An 18,719-nucleotide genomic window follows, 5' to 3' on the forward strand; every position below is an offset into this window, starting at 1 on the left:
GTTCTATGCCCTTAGAAAAAAAAGCCATGGAATTCAATGGAAGCTGAATTTCATGGCTAATTAGAAATCGTTTATCTTCTAGCGTTAAAGCCGATAAAAGCTTTTGTGTTGAAATCGAATACGACTGTCAACGGTCCAAGCAGCTCATCTTGGTCTGTGCTGTAAGTAACCGTCACGAAATTGCCGTTCGCAGCTTGAACGTCTGCGAGCAATTTCTTCTGCTCGTCTGTGGAAGCCAATACGCCTACCTCATTAGAGGAGACGATTTGAACGGCTGCTTCGTCTTGCTTCGTTGTAATATGGGACGCTTGCTCCTTCACTTGCGCCCATGCCAAGTTTCGGTATCCCTGCGCTGTCTCAGGCGACATTTTCGGAGTGCCTGTTACAGGCGCTTGAGCCTGAACAACGAGGAGGAACACAGGGCTTTGCGGAGGTAGGCTTTTCGTTTCAAATGGACCGTAGTAGGCTTTTACTTTCGTGCCGGCTTTCAGGTCCTCCCATTTCACGGATTCGCCTTGAGACGTCATGACGCGAGTTTCTTTACCGCCGTTAAGTACCAAATTGTCGCCTAATTGAACTTGCCAGCCATCATCCGTATGTTTTACTTCTTTGATTGTATCTTCTTTGACTGAGCGGTCTGCGTGAACGTTAATGCTTACAGCTTGCGCTTGGCCCGGATAGCTCATCGCCATTGCTGGTCCGAACTCGGCGTCGATTTGAGTACCGGCTTTAAGATCGGCTGCAGTTAGCGTTTTACCGTCTAGGCTCTTGATGGCAGTCGATTTGTCTACGGTTAAAATGACCCATGTGCTGCCAAGCAGCTCGATGCGGGTATTACCGTCTTCCTTAGCCTGTACGCTTACGATCACACCGGATGCAGGCATCAGGTCAGCCGCTTCGTCCAGCTCGATCTCTTTGTTCGCTTCATCGTAATTTACCGTATATCCAAGCTGAGTCGCAGCGTCGCGTACTGGGAGGTACGCTTTTCCATCGATGTAGACAGGCGTTAGCTTGCTGTCTTGTCCATTAACAAGAATCTTTACGTCTTTTTGTAAGTAACCTGTAACCTTTTCTAGCAAATCCTCAGCTCCGACTGCAGCTGTTGTGCCGAGTATCCCAGCCAAAGTTAATATTACAGTTAGTTTCTTCTTCATATCATAAAGCTCCTTCCGATGTTTGAAATTTAGCGTCAATCATGTTGACAATCCATCAGACGGAGATCGGTTCGAATAGGTTGCAGTTGTCCAAAATTATGTTGTAATATTTACTCACTCTGGAGCTGTAAGGCTGCACATCTCCATTTTCCATCCCCATGATCTCGCCTGGCCACTCAATCATTAGTTTGATAGGCTGATCAGCCTGTAAACGGGATTTCCGAAAAGGTCGGTAATCTGAATTTCTTGAACTCGAGACGAACGAATTCGCGTTGCGGTGGTTGAAGATCCCGTTGGGCTATGGAAGCAATATGATCGTCAAGTACCAGTACTGGATGTATGCAGGGATGCTTCCGCTTCTGATTTATTAGTTGTTACTAATCCGTGTGTGACGGCGATTCGAGACGGAAGAATTCTCATGATTTTATTGGCGATGGCGATTCTTTCCTCGGAAGAACGCATCGCGAGCTGCTTTCATTAATAAATCAGTTAACCACAGTAAAATTGAACTATTAGTTGAAAATAGACATAATAATTATAAGTAAATATTACTATTGTTTCTATATATGTATTGGGGTAAATTGATAAAATAAGAATGAATCATACTACGCTTAATTCTTTAGATTAAAGAAGCGGGGGAACCAAGTTTTCTGGGGTGAGTACACTTTGTAAGTGTTAGGGTTAACTTTCAACCCGAATCCGTCAGCTAACTTCGTCAGCGTAGAAAGAAAATGAAAGAAACATTAAATGGGTTCTTTATTTTTAGGGCTCTATTCCCTCGCTTCCTTTTTTCGTTCAAGAGAAAAAAGGAGGAATTAAACATGCTTTCGAAAAGATCAAACATTACAACGTCAAGAAGAGATTCTTCACTTAAAGCGACGGCTGGAGGAGTTCGACATTCAATTTTCCAATTTGGTGTATCGGCCATCAGGCTTCGAAACACAGACTTTATTGGAAATAAGCAAAACGGTCGGACAAAACAATGACTAAACCAACTAAGTTTGGAAAGGGAATTAGCGGTTCAACAATTACTAGCCAATCGCATCGGTATTTCCAAAAAAAAATTGAAGGAACATCACAAATTTATCGTAACAATGGCTCATATTTTTGGTTGTCCGTATCCTTGCCTCAGAGAGTACATTAGAAGCAGTATTATATGAGCTTCGTTGAAGGATAAAGCTATTTTTCGGTTTAATTCTACATTAAGCCCATCATAACCAACTTTTTGATCGTATGTTATGGAAGTCCTTCACATTTACTTCTTAATTCAACTAACAGAAAATGATACTTGAAATACGGCAAGCAGCTAAGGTAGCCTGCTTTTTTCATTGAACTAAAGGATAGGTTAATATTATGATCGGCCTTGCAGAGAAAAATGGTGGCTTATATAATTAAAATATGTTTAGGGGGGGATGTTTAATAGTATGAATCTTCCAATACAGGGAAGTAGACTTCTTTTACGCGATCTCACGGAGCAAGACATAGAGCGTATATATTATTGGGATTATTTAGCTGAAGATCGAGAACATTTAAATTGGAATGGTCCCTATAAGCCGTTGGAACCTCTAACACTTGAGGACTACTACGAGAAGTATAAACGCGATCTTGGTATTACCCAAACTGGAGAGCCCCGCTATCGATTAGTCATTGAGATTGATGGAGAATTAAAAGGAATAACGGGGCGTTATTGGGTTGATGAGAGCACCAATTGGTTCGAAATAGGAATTGCGATATTTGATTCTCGATATTGGTCCGGTGGTTACGGAACGGAAGTTTTTCAAATGTGGATCGACTACCTTTTTACTCAATTAAAGACGGTAAGATTAGGAATTGGCACTTGGTCAGGGAATGAACGGATGATTCGCTTAGCTGCAAAATGCGGCATGATTGAAGAAGCTCGTGTTCGAAAGGCGCGTATAGTTCGGGGGGAATATTACGATGCAATTAAAATGGGTATTCTTCGTGAGGAATGGGAACATCGAAAGCATTCATTGGACACTATAATTTGAAAACAGGCACCATTTATTAAACTAACGAGGAACGATAGTGAAGGAGCTTGCCTGGCGGCAGCTCTTTTTTTTTGTCCATTCAAGTAACGGGCAAGTTATGCGTGGCGATATTACCTTTTGGTCTATCAGGCTGTATCTGTTATATAAAATTTCTTATCTGTTTCATTGCACATTATCAATAAAAGCGTAGTATTTAGGGAGATTTTTCAAAACTGTTATATACATTATATTTTTCTGTATTATATAATAAAAAAGGTAGATATTGGCGTTAATAGTACTTCATAAACTGCCGCTGCGGAAAGGAAGATGCGGGTTGACTACAATTAAACTGGATGATGGTTTTATTAATAATACTGTTGAATCTCTTGCAGTCCTGTTGCTTGATTATTATGTTTTCCCAAACACTGCTGAAATCACGAAGACGGTTCTGCTTGAAAAGCTTTCTGAAGGTGACTTTTACAAGGTGGAGAGCGGCTTAGCCTTATCGCAGAAGATTACGGGTTATATGCAAAAAATAAGTAATGACAAACATTTGGGTCTTCACTTTAGTGAACTTCCGTTACCTCTTCAATTGCACGAATCAATCGCTAATGATGACATCAAATTACGCCAAAAACTTAATAACTACGGCTTCGAAAGGGTAGAGAGATTACCAGGTAATATAGGTTATCTCGTTATTAATGAATTCGTTTATCCAGAGCTTGCAGGTGAAACGGCAGCACACGCTATGAGTTTTTTAGCGAATACAGACGGGTTAATCATTGATCTCCGAAATAATAACGGCGGCTCTTCATTTATGGTGACGTTAATCGCCAGTTATTTGTTGGATGGTTCCCCACCAGTGCATTTAAATGATCTTTATTGGCGATTTTACGATGCCACACAATCATTTTGGAGTTTGCCCTTTGTGCCAGGGAAAAGATTCGGCTCGAGTAAGCCTGTTTATCTTCTGACCAGTCAAAAAACAGGGTCCGGCGCTGAAGAATTCGCCTATAGTCTACAAGCAATTAAAAGAGTTAAGATTGTTGGCGAAAAGACTGGCGGAAAAGCAAATCCAGGCAGTATCCATCGCATAAATGACCATTTTCAGGTCTTTATCCCCAATGGACGTGCGATTAACCCGATAACCAAAGATAACTGGGAGGGCATAGGAGTTTTACCGGATATCGAGAGCAACAGTGATGAAGCTTATGAGAAGGCATATCAATTGCTCCTCCAACATATATTGCAACACTTTAGCGAGAATTCGGAACCTGGACGAGAGCAGTTAATGGCCGATATCAAAAAAATATTGAACCTTAGATAGGTTAAAGCCCTGCTATTAAAGATCAAGAATAGTTGGTGGATAGCACCCTGATACACAGGTTTTTGTCCAGTTCATTGCGTTAACGGTGAACGATAGTTCAAGTTCAATAGATAATACTAAGAACGGCAGTCATTATAAGTCGTGCCTTTTGAATTATATGTATATAATTGATTAACCTACCGAGAAACGAGAGTTAAGTAATTGTAACAAAATTGAAATCTTATATTCATGCATCATTAATGAATCAAGCCTATAATAAAACTTAACCCCCTTTTAAATATATATACTCAGACCTTCAGCCCATTGCTGTGGGTCTCTTTTTTACTATTCAACTAAAGGGTAAAATTCCGTAATAATAACTATTAGTTACATGGTAATATAAGGTAAGTGGTAGACTCTAAATTGGTTAGAAAGGGCGGAAATATTTTGAACTATTTTATTAATGGACTAGAGATGAATCCCCCTACAAACATGAATTTAGTTATGGAAACGGAAAGCAAGAATGGTGCAAAATTTCCGAGGGATTACAAAGAATTTATTGTTCATTATAATGGTGCGGTAGGTACCGTGGGAAACACGTATATACACCTGTGGGCAATTGACGAGTTAGAAGAATTAAATGAAGGATATGCCGTCAGAGAATTTGCAGATGGGTTAGTGATATTTGGTACCGATGGTGGAGGTACAGCGTATGCTTTCGATACAAGGTATGAGGAAACAACAATTGTTGAAGTTCCCTTTATAGGTATGGACCTAGACGAAATAACAAAATGCTCTGACACATTTACTGGTTTTCTAGAATACTTAGCTTCCTTAACCGACTAAACTCTAACGGAGAACGTTAGTTAAACGCACCATGGAGCAGTTTGCGATCAGCGGCTGCTCTATTTTCATTAAAGGGCAGGATAGTGGAGGAGAATATTTATAAATCACCGAATAACTTATTTGACAGAAAAAAAGCTTTGAAACTCTTAGAGGTGCAAATATGGAAATGAAATGGTTAGCATATCGAATCTATCCTGAGCCATTTGGAACCACGTATCAGTATACCGATTTATTGAATAGAGCTATTGTTGAAGTGTTGTTTGACTACTGTCAGATATTAGAAGCAATGATTTCAAGAGAAGGTTGGAACTTGTTGATTAATTATCATGGTTATCAGGTTTTATATGAGATAAATGAAAAGAGCAATTGGTTTGACTGCGAAAACCTTGAAGCATTTATCTTTGAAGTTGAAGCACTTATTGACATTTTGCCTCATCTTTAAACTAACGCAGAACGATAGTGAAGGAGCTTGCCTCGTGGCAGCTCCTTTTTTTAGTTCATTTAAGTAACGGGCAGAGCGCGCCTAGCCAAGCTAGGTACAACTAACTGATGCAAGTTCAGTCGGGGTAAGGACCAAGCCGCCTCGTAGCTAGCAGGCAGACGTTGGCGAAATCCAACGGCTGAAGCCCTGTGAAAAGTCACGAAATATTGTGATGAAGCAAATCTGCAGGCCGTAATAAGTGAATCCTACCGCATCGTGAAACTGAACCCGAAAGGGACAAGAGGGAGCCGAGCCACGTCTGCCTCGGCGAAGGCCATAGAACGCGCGAAGATCTTGGAACTGCAGCGCAGAAGAACCCTCCGGTGTATGGGGAACGGCATGTAGAGAAAGTTGTATCTGGAACTAGGGAGACCCTCCCCCGCACGAAGTTTTTTTTTCGTAAACGGTAGACCTATAAGCCCCAAAGGTGAAGTGGCGAGCTGCGGGAAGGGAGTCGGAGGGGGCCATACTACTGTGGATCCGGTGGACAACATAACCCCCGGGGGAGGGAAGGGCAATACCCCACTTCGTTCGTGGGAATTTGAGGAGGTAAGAGCAAGTGAATGCCGAACAGACGGCTAACGCCACCAATGAAAACGCTCGACGACTCCAAAATACCCTCTATCTTGCGGCTAAGGCCAACCCTAAGCGCAAGTTTCATGCTCTGTACGATAAAATATTCCGGAAAGACGTCCTGCGGGAAGCATGGATGCGGGTGAAAAAGAATCGAGGCAGTGCCGGCGTAGATGGACAAACGATTGAGTCCATCGTTCAAGAATACGGAGAAGAAACCTTTATCGAGGAAATCAGACAGCAGTTGGCGGATGGGGCATACAAGCCATCCCCTGTGAAGCGGAAAGAGATACCTAAACCGGACGGGAAAACTCGTCCTTTAGGAATTCCGACGATCCGAGATCGAACTGTGCAGATGGCAACAAAAATGGTGATCGAAGGTATCTTTGAGGCGGATTTTAAGGATTGCTCTTATGGATTTCGTCCGAAGAGGTCGGCACACTATGCCATCAAATGTATTCGGGATAGTGTCAATAGGGGAATTGTAAATTGGGTAGTCGACGTAGATATTACGGGCTATTTCGATAACATCTCGCATAGCAAACTAATGAGACTGGTAGAAGAGCGTATCTGTGACAAGCGCATCCTGAAATTAATTAGGCAATGGCTTGAAGCTGGCGTGATGAAGGAAGGGATTTGGCACAAAACGGAAATCGGAAGTCCGCAGGGCGGAGTGATATCTTCGTTACTCGCCAATATCTATCTGAACTACCTTGATACAATTTGGGAAAAGCGGTTTTCTCATCTTGGAAAACTGGTTAGGTATGCTGATGATCTAGTCATTCTATGCAGGTTGAAACCGCAGGCACTCGAATCAATTCGAATCCTTAAGTCCATCTTTGGGAAACTGGAACTAACCATAAATACTAGCAAGTCGAAGTTAGTACGTCTTTGGAAGAACGAAGACGGGTTTGACTTCCTTGGTTTTCACCATCGAAAAATGCCGTATCTTCATAAAAACGGAGTTATGTATAGGCTTCAAAGTTTTCCATCAAAGAAAGCGATGAAGAAGATGCGTCTGCGCGTGAAAGAAGAGACGTACCCAAGAGGCCGACTCCGATGGTCACTAAAATTGATGGTGGAAAAACTTAATCCGATGATTCAGGGATGGCGTAACTATTACGCTCATCTGGATGTCGATCGGAAGAAGTCCAATGGCTTCCTAGCCAAGGTAGACTGGTACATCCTTAGGAGAATGAGGCTTTTCTGGAATAAGAAGCACAAGAAGCACAGGCTAATTTGGAGTGAGATGCATCTGCTGCTTCAGCGTTCAGGCTTGAAAACTGTAAGTACATCATGGGAAATCCGTACTGCCCTGGGTGAAGAACTGTGTATGTTCAAGTATTAACCTCCAACCAAAATATTTGACAAATTAATCATAATTTAAGCCAACGACAATGTTTCATTATTAGTATATCATTGGTTTTGTGGAAAAGAAAACGTTTAACTGAGAAAAGAAAACGTTTTTCTGCGAAAATCAAACGATTTTCGAGAAACACAATTTTGGATAATCTTTTCTGTTTACTTGGGGGGATTGCCTGGGGATATTTGAGGGTATTGGAAAGCATAATGACAAAACAAATGAAAATGATGGAGGAACTTACTATGAACGCTTGGCAACCTAATAGTCCTTTAGGGGGACTACCATTTGTTAAATAATAATGAGGGGGTAACTTTTTATGAAATTAAAAGGTAAATTATTATCTGGTGTTCTTGTACTATGCATGTCTTTTTCAGCGATTTTGGTTGGATGTTCTAGTAATGAAAAGAACCCTGAAAGCTCTGCGTCCAATAAAGGACAACAAACTTCTGAGAAAGGAGCGTCTAACTCGTCGGATAAATCCATTACGGTTCTGGTTGAGGGAGGAAGTCCGGCTAATACGGTCGCCACCCAGACGGCGGAAGAATTCAAACAAAAAACCGGATATGATGTGAAAATTGAGACGGTTCCCTACATCGGTGTCTACGACAAATTAAACATAGAAATGAAAACGAATTCAGGAGCGTATGATGTCGCCACGATTGATATCCTGTGGTTTCCTGCTCTTGCTAAAAACTTGGTAGCCATGGATGACATCATGACGGACGAGGTCAAAAATGATTTTGTGCCAAATGTAGTCGACGGCGGTAAAGTAAACGGTAAGATTTTGGGTATGCCGCTGTGGACGAATTCAAAAATTTTATTGTATCGAACGGATCTGTTTAATGATCCGAAGGAGCAAGAGGCATTTAAGGCTAAATATGGATATGATTTGAAGCCGCCTACGAATTGGCAGCAATACAGGGATGTCGCTAAGTTCTTTACTCGTGATACAGATAATGATGGGAAAATTGAACAATATGGTACAGGCATATTAGGAATGAATAACGGTGATTCGGTTGCCAGTTGGTTGGACCATGCAGCGCAAGCAGGAGCCAAACCGCTCGTTGTAGGCAAAGATAATAAAGCCTTAGTTAACTCGGAGCCATATGTAAAAGCGCTAGAATTTGAAACAAAGATTTTGCGGGAAGATAAATCTGCGCCAGAAGGTGCTCTGAACATGGCCTCTTCTGAAATTTCTGAAATGTTTTGGAATGGAAAAATGGCGATGATGTTAGAGTGGGCTCATTTCTTTATCCCTTCTAACGATCCAGGTAAATCGAAAGTAGCGGGGAAAGTGGGAGCGGCGCCAATGATAGCCGGAGATTCCGGGGTAGGAGTAGTCCCTGGGCCTTGGTATCAAGTGATCCCGAGCACGTCCACAAAACAAGATATCGCCAAACAATACGTGAAATTTATTTATGAAAAAAATGAATTGTTTATGAAAGCATTAGGAGTGGCTGCACGAAAATCGGTCTTTGAGAATTACGGCCAAAAACCTGAATATGCACACTTGAAAGCGCTTGAAACTACACTGGCTGCCAGTCAGACACAGAATCGTCCAATATTGCCTCATTGGAACGAAATCGAAAATGAAGCATTAGTCACTGCGATTCAAGTAGCTCTCTCAGGAAAGGAAACACCGCAAGCAGCATTAAACAGAGCAGCAGCAATAATTAACGAGATACAAGGCAGATAAGCGGAATAAGGGGCTGAGGTTCAAGCCCCTTTTTTAACCGCATTCAATTCTCGCAGAAGGATGATGGATATGTCTTCAAGGGATCAGAAGCTTTCTTTCCTATTTTTTTTACCGGCTTTCGTTTTCATGATCTTGTTTTTTGTTTATCCGATGCTGTTGCTTTTTAAAGACAGTTTTTTTGACGATGACGACCCTTCCAAATTTATAGGTTTACAGCATTATACGAAGGCACTTACTTCGGATACCTTCTATCAATCCTTGTCTAATACGATCGAATATGTGATTGGTGCAGTAGCCATTGAGTTGATATTGGGCATGATCCTTGCGCTTTTGCTGAGTACAGGGTTTAAAGGCGCCAACATCATTCGTACTTTACTATTGAGTCCGTTAATGATCTCGCCTTTAGTTTGCGGGTTAATATGGAAGTTTATGTTGAACGACCAATTTGGCATTTTAAATGTCATTTTATACAAAATCGGTTTGATCAAGAATCCTCAAAGTATCTTATGGTTATCTGACAGCAAGTACGCGTTAATCTCCTGTATGATTGCCGACGTATGGCTTACCACACCCTTTATGATGTTGATATTATTAGCGGGTATACAAGGAATTCCTGAAAGTTTATATGAAGCGGCGCGCATTGACGGAGCCAATAAGTTTCAGAACTTCTTGCATATCACGCTGCCGAGTTTAAAACCGGTCATTGTCGTTGCCGTTATCATACGTATTATTGATGCCGCAAAATCATTTGACATTATTTGGGTTATGACACAAGGTGGTCCTAGCGGATCCTCTTCGTTAGTAAGTACATTAATTTACAAATCGGTAGCCAGATACAATCAAGAAGGTTATGCAAGCGCAATGGCTGTAATCTTTATGATTATTTTGCTGGCAATCTGTTCATTCTTTTTTAAACAATTCTGGAATCCAAATAAGAAAGCGGTTCGATAGAAAGGAGATCAGCAAGATGGTTATAACCATGAGTAGACAAAAATCCAGAGTTGCCGGGTTATTTGCCCTCATCATCTCATGTATCTTTTTGATAGTTACTTTATTCCCTTATGCGTACCTTGTGTTGTCTTCATTGAAACCGCCAAGGGAAGTGATCTCCACAAACCCGTCGTTGTTGCCTTCTGTATTTACTTTAGCCAATTATAATGCCCTGTTTCATCAACTGACCATCGGCAAATATTTTGTTAACAGTCTTTTAACCGCATTGGCAGGTACATTGTTGAGTGTTTTTCTGGGATCATTAGCTGCTTATGGCTTAACCAGGTTTTCATCAAAACTCGGGAATATGTTTCTGTTGTTTACTTTAGTGGTTCGCATGACGCCTCTGATCAGCGTTGCAATACCCATGTACCGTATTATTGGGCAATTAGGTTTAATGGATACAAAAATAGCACTTGTATTAGTCTACACCAGCATTAACATACCGTTTGTCATTTGGATGATGATTGGTTTTTTCGACAATTTGCCCAAAGAGCTTGATGAATCCGGGCGTGTCGACGGATGCGGGATGTTTGGAACATTTATGCGTATTATTTTGCCGATCTCGCTGCCTGGATTAGCAACTACCGCAATTTTTAGCTTTATGCTTTCTTGGAATGATTTCTTGTTCGCATTACTTTTAACAAGCACTTCGGCTAAGACGGTGCCAGTGGGAATTTCAGAGTTTTTAACAGCATACGGTTTGGATCTAGGCCCCATGACGGCTGCGGCGACCCTATTTAGTGTGCCTGTCATGCTGTTTTCATTCGTCATGCAGAAATACATTGTTAGCGGAATGACGATGGGTGCCGTTAAAGAATAGAGACTAAATACTGCAAAAAAGAGTGGAGGAAAGACGGATGCTTTACGATCACCATACGTTTCATAATCTTATGCTGGCTAAAGCCGAACAATCGGCTGCAAATATGAATGACCATGTGGGTAAAGACCCATTGCGCTTAAAATTTCATTTTATGCCGCCTGCTTATTGGATGAACGATCCTAACGGACTCATCTATTATCGCGGAGAATATCATATGTTTTACCAGTTTCACCCGTATTCGGCCGAGTGGGGGCCGATGCATTGGGGCCATGCAAAAAGTAAAGATTTGGTTCACTGGGAACACCTTCCTATTGCACTTGCGCCAAGTGAAGTCTATGATCTTGACCAAAAAGGCGGATGTTTTTCCGGAAGCGCCGTCGATGACAACGGGATATTGACTTTGATCTACACCGGCACGATTATGAAGGAAGGGCGTGTCATTCAAACCCAATGTTTAGCTTCCAGTACCGATAGCGTGACATTTCAAAAATATGTAGGAAATCCGGTTATCTCTGTTCCTCCAGAAGGGAGTTCCTCTGATTTCAGGGATCCGAAAGTATGGAAACACGAAGATAAATGGTATATGGTCGTAGGTTCAAGTAAAGATGGAAAAGGAAGAGCTTTGCTTTATCGCTCGAATGACCTGTATGTATGGGAGTATGTAAGTGTATTGGCTGAGAGTGACGGTACGATGGGTACGATGTGGGAATGTCCGGATATTTTTCAGCTTGGCGATCGTTATGTACTAATGTTCTCCCCAATGGGAATGGGTGAAAAAAAAGCGAGTTATTTAACTGGTTCATTAGATTATAGTAGTGGGAAATTTACTTGGGATTATTGTGGAGAAGTGGATTGCGGGTTCGAGTACTATGCTCCTCAATCTTTCCTTGATGATAATGGAAGACGAATTATTATAGGTTGGTTGAACGCTTGGGATTGGATGCCGTGGTTTAAGTCGTTCGGTCCGACAAAAGCAAACTGGTGCGGGGCCATGTCTCTTCCGAGAAAGGTTGAATTGGATACAGGCGGACGTTTGAAGTTTCTTCCGGTTGAACAATTGCAAACTTTGCGTAAAGAGCATTACGTAGTAGAGAATGTGTTGGTTGAGGAAGGACGAAGACCCGTTCCCAAAGAAATGAATGGCGATTGTTTGGAGATCATGGTGAAGTTTTCATTGGAAGATTGCGATGCGGAAGAATTCGGATTGCGATTGAGATGTTCTGAAGACGGTAAAGAAACCTTGATATCCTACGATGTCAACTCCAAGGTACTCCGGTTTGATAGATCCCGTTCAGATTCGTTTAGTGAAGGCGTGCGAACGTGCACGCTCGAGACAACGGCTAATGGTTTGGTAGCATTGCAAATTTTTGTTGATACTACATGTATAGAAATCTATGCAAATGAAGGGCGCTCCGTGATGTCAAACAATATCTATCCTGATCCAGCGAGTACGGGGATTGATATTTTTTGCCGTGGAGGAAAGGTTAAAATGCTTTCATTAAACGTTTGGAAACTCGAATCGATTTGGCGGTGATCATAAGTAGTATGATGTGTATGGAATTCTTCTGATCCCAATGTGAGACAGCTTTTATGGGATGTTAGCGAACACCTAACTTTTTGTACGGTAGAAGGATGGGGTTGTTCCTTCTACCATTTTAAAAAATCTGCTGCTGAATGCATGAATGCTTGGAAAGCCCATCTTCTCGGCGATGATGGTAAGCGGGTCGGTGGTAAATTGGATCAAATGGCGTGCTGCATGCACACGCATGGTATTGAATCGGACTCATACTAAACGCTTTTTGAAAGAGACGAACCAAGTAATGTTTGCTAATTTAGATGGCCGTGTAATCTTTGTGGAAACTGGTTACAGCCGGATTTAATAAAGCTGCAAGCCGAAGGCGTTCAAACCCGGATTTTCGTCTGCTTCGAACGGCCATTGATGCACCGAAGAAAAATACTTACACACTTTTGGCGGAGGCGTTATGCAACAGAAGCAACTGCTTCCGATGATACGAACCGAGGTGCAGAGAAATTTAAACGGATACGTTAGTGCGGAAGCCATTCTTACGAATATCGATAAATACATCCTTCCTCCGGGATTAGGGGATAATGCCGGACTGTGCGGGGCGTTGGCGCTTGGTTTGAAGGCGTTGAAAACATCTAATGAATAAACCGAAGGGCCTATTGTTTCTGTGAAAGTAAGAAAATCGCCTCATCCTGCCTTCTTGGCAAGGATATTAGCGATCTTTTTGACCATATAAGAATTTATAACTTTCCGAGTCTACGGAATCGACCAATAAACCGAAACGTTCTTCCAAGGATAGTTCATTCATTCGTGGATCTTGAAGCTGCCGTAAGTAAGCGTCGGCTAGGCCCTGCAAGCGCAGTTTGCGTAGGCAGGAAAAGCACGAATTCGTAAGGTTTTACTTCCAGCTATATCAAGGAAAAAGTAGTTTATGAACAAACACACTAAATTGATAGGAGAATTTATTTATGGCTAGTAAAAATTATTATGACGTAACAGAGTGGCCTGTCGGTAATCCGTATGAGGATATTGGTGAGGTAATCAATAGCATTATAGCAGATATTAAAAGTAGGCAAACGGACACTGATGTGAATAAAGGCGGAAAGCCGGGTGCGGTTATCTATATTCCACCGGGAGATTATTATCTTGGCAGTCAAGTAGTTATAGACATCAGTTATCTTAAAATTATGGGTTCTGGACACGGGTTTACATCTTCGAGTATTCGTTTTAATACTTCTGAGAATGAATGGGCGGATTTGCATGAATTGTGGCCGGGAGGAAGTCGCATACTCGTAGATATTCTCCTAGAAGTAAATGACGAGGAATATAAAGGAGCTGCATTTTATGTTGAACGAAGTGGAAATCCCCGAATAAGTTCGGTAGAGTTTTCTGACTTTTGTATTGATGGTTTGCATTTTATTGAAGATGGTTCAGGAGAAACAAATCCGGAAAACACATACACTAACGGGAAAACGGGTATTTATGTTGCAAGTGCTTGTGACTCATTTCGGATTACAGGCATGGGGTTTGTGTATTTAGAGCATGGAATTACTATTTATCATGCAGATGCACTGACTATACATGATAATTTCATAGCTGAATGTGGTAACTGTATAGAACTACGAGGTTGGGGACAGGCTTCAAAAATAACCGATAACTTGATAGGAGCCGGTTTTAAAGGATATTCAATTTACGCTCAAAATTTTGGTGGACTTTTGATTACAGCGAATAATGTTTTTCCACGAGGTGCGAGCAGTATCTATTTTGATGGTGTGACACGTTCCAGTATCACAAATAATAGACTTCATTCATTTTATCCAGGAATGGTGGTATTCAGGGAAAATTGTTCGGAAAACTTGGTTTCTTCAAATCACTTTTTACGTGACCATGAACCTTGGACCCCTTTTCTGGGAATAGACAATGGTTTAGATGATTTGTATGGTCTCCTATATATCAGTGGCAATAATAATTCTGTAATTGCTAATCATTTTTCTGAAGGAATTAATACTCAGAACATCAAGCCGGTAGGTGCAACACCTGTAATCATACGTATTGTTTCGGGTAATGGAAATTATATTTCTAATAATCATGTTGTTGCCACGGAGGTTCATGCCAAGATAAGTGATTCTTGTTTCTCTGCGCAAGTAGACGCTTTGTTGACTACCGAAGCATCAGAGCCGCTTACCGTAACAACAGTATTGGTAGAAAAAGAATCGCTTCAAAATACGATTCTTGATTCGGGAAGTGATGCACAGGTTGTTATGGACAAGATTGTAAATGCATTCAGAGCCACTCCAACGCCAGGAGCATAAATAATATATTCAACTATGTTTTTGTGGTAGTTTTTGTTCCAAAGTTTCTAATTTTTGGGGTGCTTCCTAGCGATGGAAGTGCCTCTTTTATAGTGTTTACCATATTTGGATAAATGCCAATAAAGTAGACAGAAAAAAGGAATGTTTCTTTAGGAAGACTGCCAGAAAATGTATTCTTTTATGTTTGGAGAAAGCATGACAATGGCAGAATGAGGTCTTCTAGGAGTATAAAACCCTTCAATATATTCGAAACAAGCCAGTTTTACTTCTTTTAACGAAGTACGATTCAGTTCTTCTTTCTTCATATATTTGAAAAAAGGTTCTATTACTGCATTATCCCAGGGATAAGCGAGCTTTGAGACGTGATAGTTCAATCAATAAAACTAGCATGAAGGCAGCCGGCAAAACGAAGGCTGCCTTTTTGATGTCGGGTGACAAGAACTTTATCTCATTCCCGACAGATGACCTAGAAAGGATACCTATGATTGAACTAACGGGCAGGTTAGTGGAGCTGTTACTTTGAGCGGCTCCTCTTTTATTTTCGTTAAGGTATCGTGTAAGAAAGTTCAGTAGGTTTGCCTTGGTACGCATTTGATACCAATATTAGAACGAATCCATCTAAATTAAATTATTTTGTAGATAAGTTTCAAGCGTTATTATAATATCATCCAGAATAATCCAAAGGGTGATAAATATGAGCGGTAGTTGGCATGATTCGTATTTAGGAAAACTTCGCAAAGTGGTTGGCACTCAAAAGATAATCGTAAACTCAGTACGAGCAATCTTACTTGATAATGAAGGTCGTGCCTTGTTTATTAAGCGTCATGGTGATAAAAAATGGGGTATGCCTGCAGGAGCTATGGAACTAGATGAATCCGTGTTTGATGCGATGAAACGTGAGGTCAAAGAAGAAACAGGGCTTGACGTTTTTCAGGCAACATTAATTGCTATTTATTCTTCTCCAACAACACAAACATTCACGGACCGTTGGGGGAACAAGCATCATGTAATTGAATATTTATTTCAGGTGGATAAGTGGTCGGGTACTCTTGAAAAAGGGACAGATGAAAGTGTAGATGCTGAATTTTACGCATTGGATAATTTACCAGAAGCTTCAAATGAGCTTTTTGCAAGACATCATCAAAGAGTATTTAAAGATTATAAAAAGTTCGATGGAAAACTAATATTAGAATAGTTGTCGGCCATTCAACTAACTGAGACGTTAGTTCAACCCAACATGGAGCAGTATACCCAGCAGCGGCAGCTGCTCCATTTTCGTTAAGCTAAAGGGCAGGATAGTGCGAATGATACTTAGAAATAGTTAATAATCAAGTGAGTATTTTTTGGAGGGGTTACACTATGCAAAAGTTAAGCAATTCTTTCAGTGGAGCACTTAGAACATTTGGCCAATGCCAAGGAGGGTAGACTTGCGGTGCATTCGACCATCTATGATGAACACGGTCAGATTAAAGGTGAAGAGTGGGTCAATTCGGTCTTTATTCAGGCAGAGACGCAAATAGATAAGATTGGTACTGTATACCAAATTATTGGTCCAGGAGGACAAATTGGGTATATTCGGGTAAAAGATTTTATCCCGAATCCTTTCATTGATAACTAAAATCCTGTTGAATCTATCAAATCTGCCTAAATCTCCAGTTGAAATGCTTGATAACAGGCTGCCAATAATGTCGGCAGCCTGTTAAGTTAACGGGAGTTTAGCTATAAAATTATATTTTTTACGCCTTTCATTTGTGCGAAGTTATCAAATTAATCAATAGATTCAGTATTATAATTTCGCATGCGTTAGAAAGGCTATCTAGCCGCGAAAAGGAGACTATCTATGTGAAAAACGTTATTCCACTGGGGGTATTATTACTCGTTCTAGTGCTTACGGGATGTGGTCATAGGATGGCGAACCTTGATAATGGTACCTCTTCGATAGTATTGTCGGATACCCCAATGCCATCTGTATCTAAGTTTCCTCCCAGCTCAATGCCAGTTCCGTCTCCAACAACTACAGAGGCAAACTTAGTAAAAGAAGATCAATCAATAAGAGCAATAGGGACGCATTCGGATGGGCGACTTCTCGTCAAACCTGCGAAAAAAGCGAGCGTAGCCCCTCTAGGGGCACCTAGTTGTTATGGGGTTGAAACTGATCTCCGTTGGTCAGGGGACTATGAAATTGTATGGGAATCTGGGGTAACCTTAACACAAATTATGACATTTCCAATTGACTTCGATATTGTACAACAAAAAGATTCGCCAGTCATCATGCAGTCATTTACCTTTGAAGATACGGATATATTTGCCTATGTTCCTCGTTATACAGATTGTCATGGTCTCGAAACTTACCTATTCGGAGTGAGTAATGGGAAGGCTTTTCCGATATCGCTTGAGATAAAACCCGGAGTGAATTGGATTGCTATAAGCCAATTGCCGCACCGGCCATTAAAGGTTGCCAATGGAGAATTTATCGTTACCGGTGGATATGGGGCGGACAGGATTTCATTAACGTTTATCACTTCAGATATGATCCGACGAAAAAGTCAATGATTCTGAAAAATACAGATCAAGTGATGCCGAAAGATATGTAATACAACATGAGGTGCGTCAGTGAGAAGTAACAGGAAATGGACAGAGTTCACTCATGAGCTACTCAAAAGTGGACTTTTTGATTGATCTGCTGATACTGATTGAGCTAACGGAAAACAATAGCTTCATAACAAAGATCAAACAGGTTGCCGGTGATAAACTCGGTGGCCTGTTGTTAATGGGCAGATTAGCGTGGTAGTAACTTGAGATTTTGAATATTTATGAATCTACTAACTTCTTGGAGCCCATAGCATTATAGATACGCCTACAACGCAAACAGCTGCGCCTATCCAATCGTACATATCGGGTTTTTTTTTATCGACGAACATACCCCAAAGTACAGCAAGAACAATAAACACGCCGCCGTATGCTGCGTAAACGCGACCAAATGTTGGGAAACTCTGCAACGTTGGAATGATACCATAAGCGACAAGGATGAGGCTTCCGATGATACCATACCAGAGGGGCTTTGATTCGCGCAGCCACAGCCATACCATGTACCCGCCGCCAATTTCGGCAAGTCCTGCAATAATAAAAATTAAGATAGTTAATAACAAAATCATTTACTCCTTTCGCTATGAACAAGTGCCGGTAGTTTTTATTTTATCAAAACATTCAGACCAGGTAAGGCATTTGCAGTTTAAACCATCGTCTAAAATTTGAATCATCGAATTGATTTGTTTCTTTTTTTCTTCAAGCTGAGCGCGTTTTTCTCTCGCCATTTCTTCCCATCTTTCCGATGGAGGGATTGTTTCAAATCCTTCAAGTAACACCGCAATTTCTGGGATCGTAAACCCAGTATGCTGTGCTATTTTTATAAATGTAATTCGCTCCAGAAGACTCTCAGAATGCGCAAATTTAAATAATACCACCTATTGTCGACAATAGGAGGGATGTTCCGTCTCATTTGGAGAAGTGTCGGTTCTTAAGAAATTAGACCGATAAAAACATGGACATTAGCACTTTTTTATTTAAAGGGTACATTTTCTTGAGATTCCGAATTTCAAGAATATGTATCCTTTTGTATTGTCATGACAGTTCCACTTCTAGAATGGCTTGCTATCATCCCA

Annotated in this window: 19 protein-coding genes, 1 pseudogene and 1 riboswitch; of the genes and pseudogenes, 15 read left to right on the forward strand and 5 right to left on the reverse strand. The window is 41.1% G+C overall.

Annotated elements, in window-relative coordinates; translation table 11 throughout:
* Positions 1 to 71: 71 nt before the first annotated feature.
* On the reverse strand, positions 72 to 1,154 hold the full coding sequence (locus QFZ80_RS14830) for a stalk domain-containing protein (protein ID WP_307545888.1): 1,083 nt from the start codon (positions 1,152 to 1,154) through the stop codon (positions 72 to 74).
* A gap of 277 nt (positions 1,155 to 1,431) precedes the next feature.
* On the opposite strand from QFZ80_RS14830, the gene QFZ80_RS14835 reads away from it, so the two are divergent.
* From QFZ80_RS14835 to QFZ80_RS14880, 10 genes are all read left to right on the forward strand, one after another.
* Positions 1,432 to 1,635 carry a hypothetical protein gene (locus QFZ80_RS14835; protein WP_307545886.1) on the forward strand — a complete coding sequence of 68 codons (204 nt, stop codon included), beginning with the start codon at positions 1,432 to 1,434 and terminating at the stop codon, positions 1,633 to 1,635.
* A 117-nt stretch (positions 1,636 to 1,752) separates the two neighbouring features.
* Positions 1,753 to 1,889, forward strand: a riboswitch (cyclic di-AMP (ydaO/yuaA leader).
* 689 nt (positions 1,890 to 2,578) lie between these two features.
* Positions 2,579 to 3,163 carry a GNAT family N-acetyltransferase gene (locus QFZ80_RS14840; protein WP_307545884.1) on the forward strand — a complete coding sequence of 195 codons (585 nt, stop codon included), beginning with the start codon at positions 2,579 to 2,581 and terminating at the stop codon, positions 3,161 to 3,163.
* Positions 3,164 to 3,476: 313 nt separating this feature from the next.
* The gene (locus QFZ80_RS14845) at positions 3,477 to 4,469 is read left to right on the forward strand and encodes a S41 family peptidase (RefSeq protein ID WP_307559626.1); all 993 of its coding nucleotides are present in this window, start codon (positions 3,477 to 3,479) and stop codon (positions 4,467 to 4,469) included.
* Positions 4,470 to 4,895: 426 nt separating this feature from the next.
* Positions 4,896 to 5,294, forward strand: a complete 399-nt coding sequence (locus tag QFZ80_RS14850; RefSeq protein WP_307559627.1) for an SMI1/KNR4 family protein — start codon at positions 4,896 to 4,898, stop codon at positions 5,292 to 5,294.
* Between the two features lie 160 nt (positions 5,295 to 5,454).
* Entirely contained in the window at positions 5,455 to 5,736 is a 282-nt protein-coding gene (locus QFZ80_RS14855; protein ID WP_307559628.1) for a hypothetical protein, read from the forward strand.
* 598 nt (positions 5,737 to 6,334) lie between these two features.
* On the forward strand, positions 6,335 to 7,696 hold the full coding sequence (ltrA, locus tag QFZ80_RS14860; protein WP_307559629.1) for a group II intron reverse transcriptase/maturase: 1,362 nt from the start codon (positions 6,335 to 6,337) through the stop codon (positions 7,694 to 7,696).
* A 331-nt stretch (positions 7,697 to 8,027) separates the two neighbouring features.
* Complete coding sequence (locus QFZ80_RS14865; RefSeq protein ID WP_307559630.1) at positions 8,028 to 9,407, forward strand: ABC transporter substrate-binding protein; 1,380 nt, start codon at positions 8,028 to 8,030, stop codon at positions 9,405 to 9,407.
* Between the two features lie 69 nt (positions 9,408 to 9,476).
* Complete coding sequence (locus tag QFZ80_RS14870; protein ID WP_307545876.1) at positions 9,477 to 10,358, forward strand: carbohydrate ABC transporter permease; 882 nt, start codon at positions 9,477 to 9,479, stop codon at positions 10,356 to 10,358.
* 16 nt (positions 10,359 to 10,374) lie between these two features.
* Complete coding sequence (locus QFZ80_RS14875; protein ID WP_307545873.1) at positions 10,375 to 11,220, forward strand: carbohydrate ABC transporter permease; 846 nt, start codon at positions 10,375 to 10,377, stop codon at positions 11,218 to 11,220.
* Positions 11,221 to 11,257: 37 nt separating this feature from the next.
* Positions 11,258 to 12,754: a glycoside hydrolase family 32 protein gene (locus QFZ80_RS14880; RefSeq protein WP_307559631.1), complete on the forward strand. Its 1,497-nt coding sequence runs from the start codon at positions 11,258 to 11,260 to the stop codon at positions 12,752 to 12,754.
* A gap of 75 nt (positions 12,755 to 12,829) precedes the next feature.
* On the opposite strand, the gene QFZ80_RS39010 is transcribed toward QFZ80_RS14880, so the two are convergent.
* Complete coding sequence (locus tag QFZ80_RS39010) at positions 12,830 to 12,988, reverse strand: helix-turn-helix domain-containing protein (RefSeq protein ID WP_373460085.1); 159 nt, start codon at positions 12,986 to 12,988, stop codon at positions 12,830 to 12,832.
* Between the two features lie 202 nt (positions 12,989 to 13,190).
* On the opposite strand from QFZ80_RS39010, the pseudogene QFZ80_RS14885 reads away from it, so the two are divergent.
* Together QFZ80_RS14885 and QFZ80_RS14890 are read left to right on the forward strand one after the other, a co-directional pair.
* Positions 13,191 to 13,391, forward strand: a pseudogene (locus QFZ80_RS14885) (fructokinase); the annotation flags it as partial.
* A 322-nt stretch (positions 13,392 to 13,713) separates the two neighbouring features.
* Complete coding sequence (locus QFZ80_RS14890; RefSeq protein ID WP_307545869.1) at positions 13,714 to 15,057, forward strand: NosD domain-containing protein; 1,344 nt, start codon at positions 13,714 to 13,716, stop codon at positions 15,055 to 15,057.
* Positions 15,058 to 15,206: 149 nt separating this feature from the next.
* On the opposite strand, the gene QFZ80_RS14895 is transcribed toward QFZ80_RS14890, so the two are convergent.
* Positions 15,207 to 15,431 carry an integrase core domain-containing protein gene (locus QFZ80_RS14895; RefSeq protein WP_373460087.1) on the reverse strand — a complete coding sequence of 75 codons (225 nt, stop codon included), beginning with the start codon at positions 15,429 to 15,431 and terminating at the stop codon, positions 15,207 to 15,209.
* A 320-nt stretch (positions 15,432 to 15,751) separates the two neighbouring features.
* On the opposite strand from QFZ80_RS14895, the gene QFZ80_RS14900 reads away from it, so the two are divergent.
* The 3 genes from QFZ80_RS14900 (at position 15,752) to QFZ80_RS14910 (ending at position 17,610) form a co-directional block, all read left to right on the forward strand.
* The gene (locus QFZ80_RS14900) at positions 15,752 to 16,252 is read left to right on the forward strand and encodes an NUDIX domain-containing protein (protein WP_307559632.1); all 501 of its coding nucleotides are present in this window, start codon (positions 15,752 to 15,754) and stop codon (positions 16,250 to 16,252) included.
* A gap of 237 nt (positions 16,253 to 16,489) precedes the next feature.
* The gene (locus tag QFZ80_RS14905) at positions 16,490 to 16,675 is read left to right on the forward strand and encodes a hypothetical protein (RefSeq protein WP_307559633.1); all 186 of its coding nucleotides are present in this window, start codon (positions 16,490 to 16,492) and stop codon (positions 16,673 to 16,675) included.
* 224 nt (positions 16,676 to 16,899) lie between these two features.
* Positions 16,900 to 17,610 (forward strand): hypothetical protein, encoded by a 711-nt coding sequence (locus tag QFZ80_RS14910; RefSeq protein ID WP_307559635.1) that lies wholly within the window; start codon positions 16,900 to 16,902, stop codon positions 17,608 to 17,610.
* Positions 17,611 to 17,879: 269 nt separating this feature from the next.
* Here QFZ80_RS14910 and QFZ80_RS14915 read toward each other — a convergent pair whose 3' ends face one another.
* Together QFZ80_RS14915 and QFZ80_RS14920 are read right to left on the reverse strand one after the other, a co-directional pair.
* Positions 17,880 to 18,212 (reverse strand): YnfA family protein, encoded by a 333-nt coding sequence (locus QFZ80_RS14915; RefSeq protein WP_373460088.1) that lies wholly within the window; start codon positions 18,210 to 18,212, stop codon positions 17,880 to 17,882.
* A 12-nt stretch (positions 18,213 to 18,224) separates the two neighbouring features.
* Positions 18,225 to 18,521, reverse strand: coding sequence for a MerR family DNA-binding protein (locus QFZ80_RS14920; RefSeq protein WP_307545834.1), 297 nt, complete (start codon positions 18,519 to 18,521; stop codon positions 18,225 to 18,227).
* Positions 18,522 to 18,719 lie beyond the last annotated feature (198 nt).

Origin of the sequence: Paenibacillus sp. V4I7 (assembly GCF_030817275.1) — a bacterium.
Lineage (GTDB): Bacteria > Bacillota > Bacilli > Paenibacillales > NBRC-103111 > Paenibacillus_E.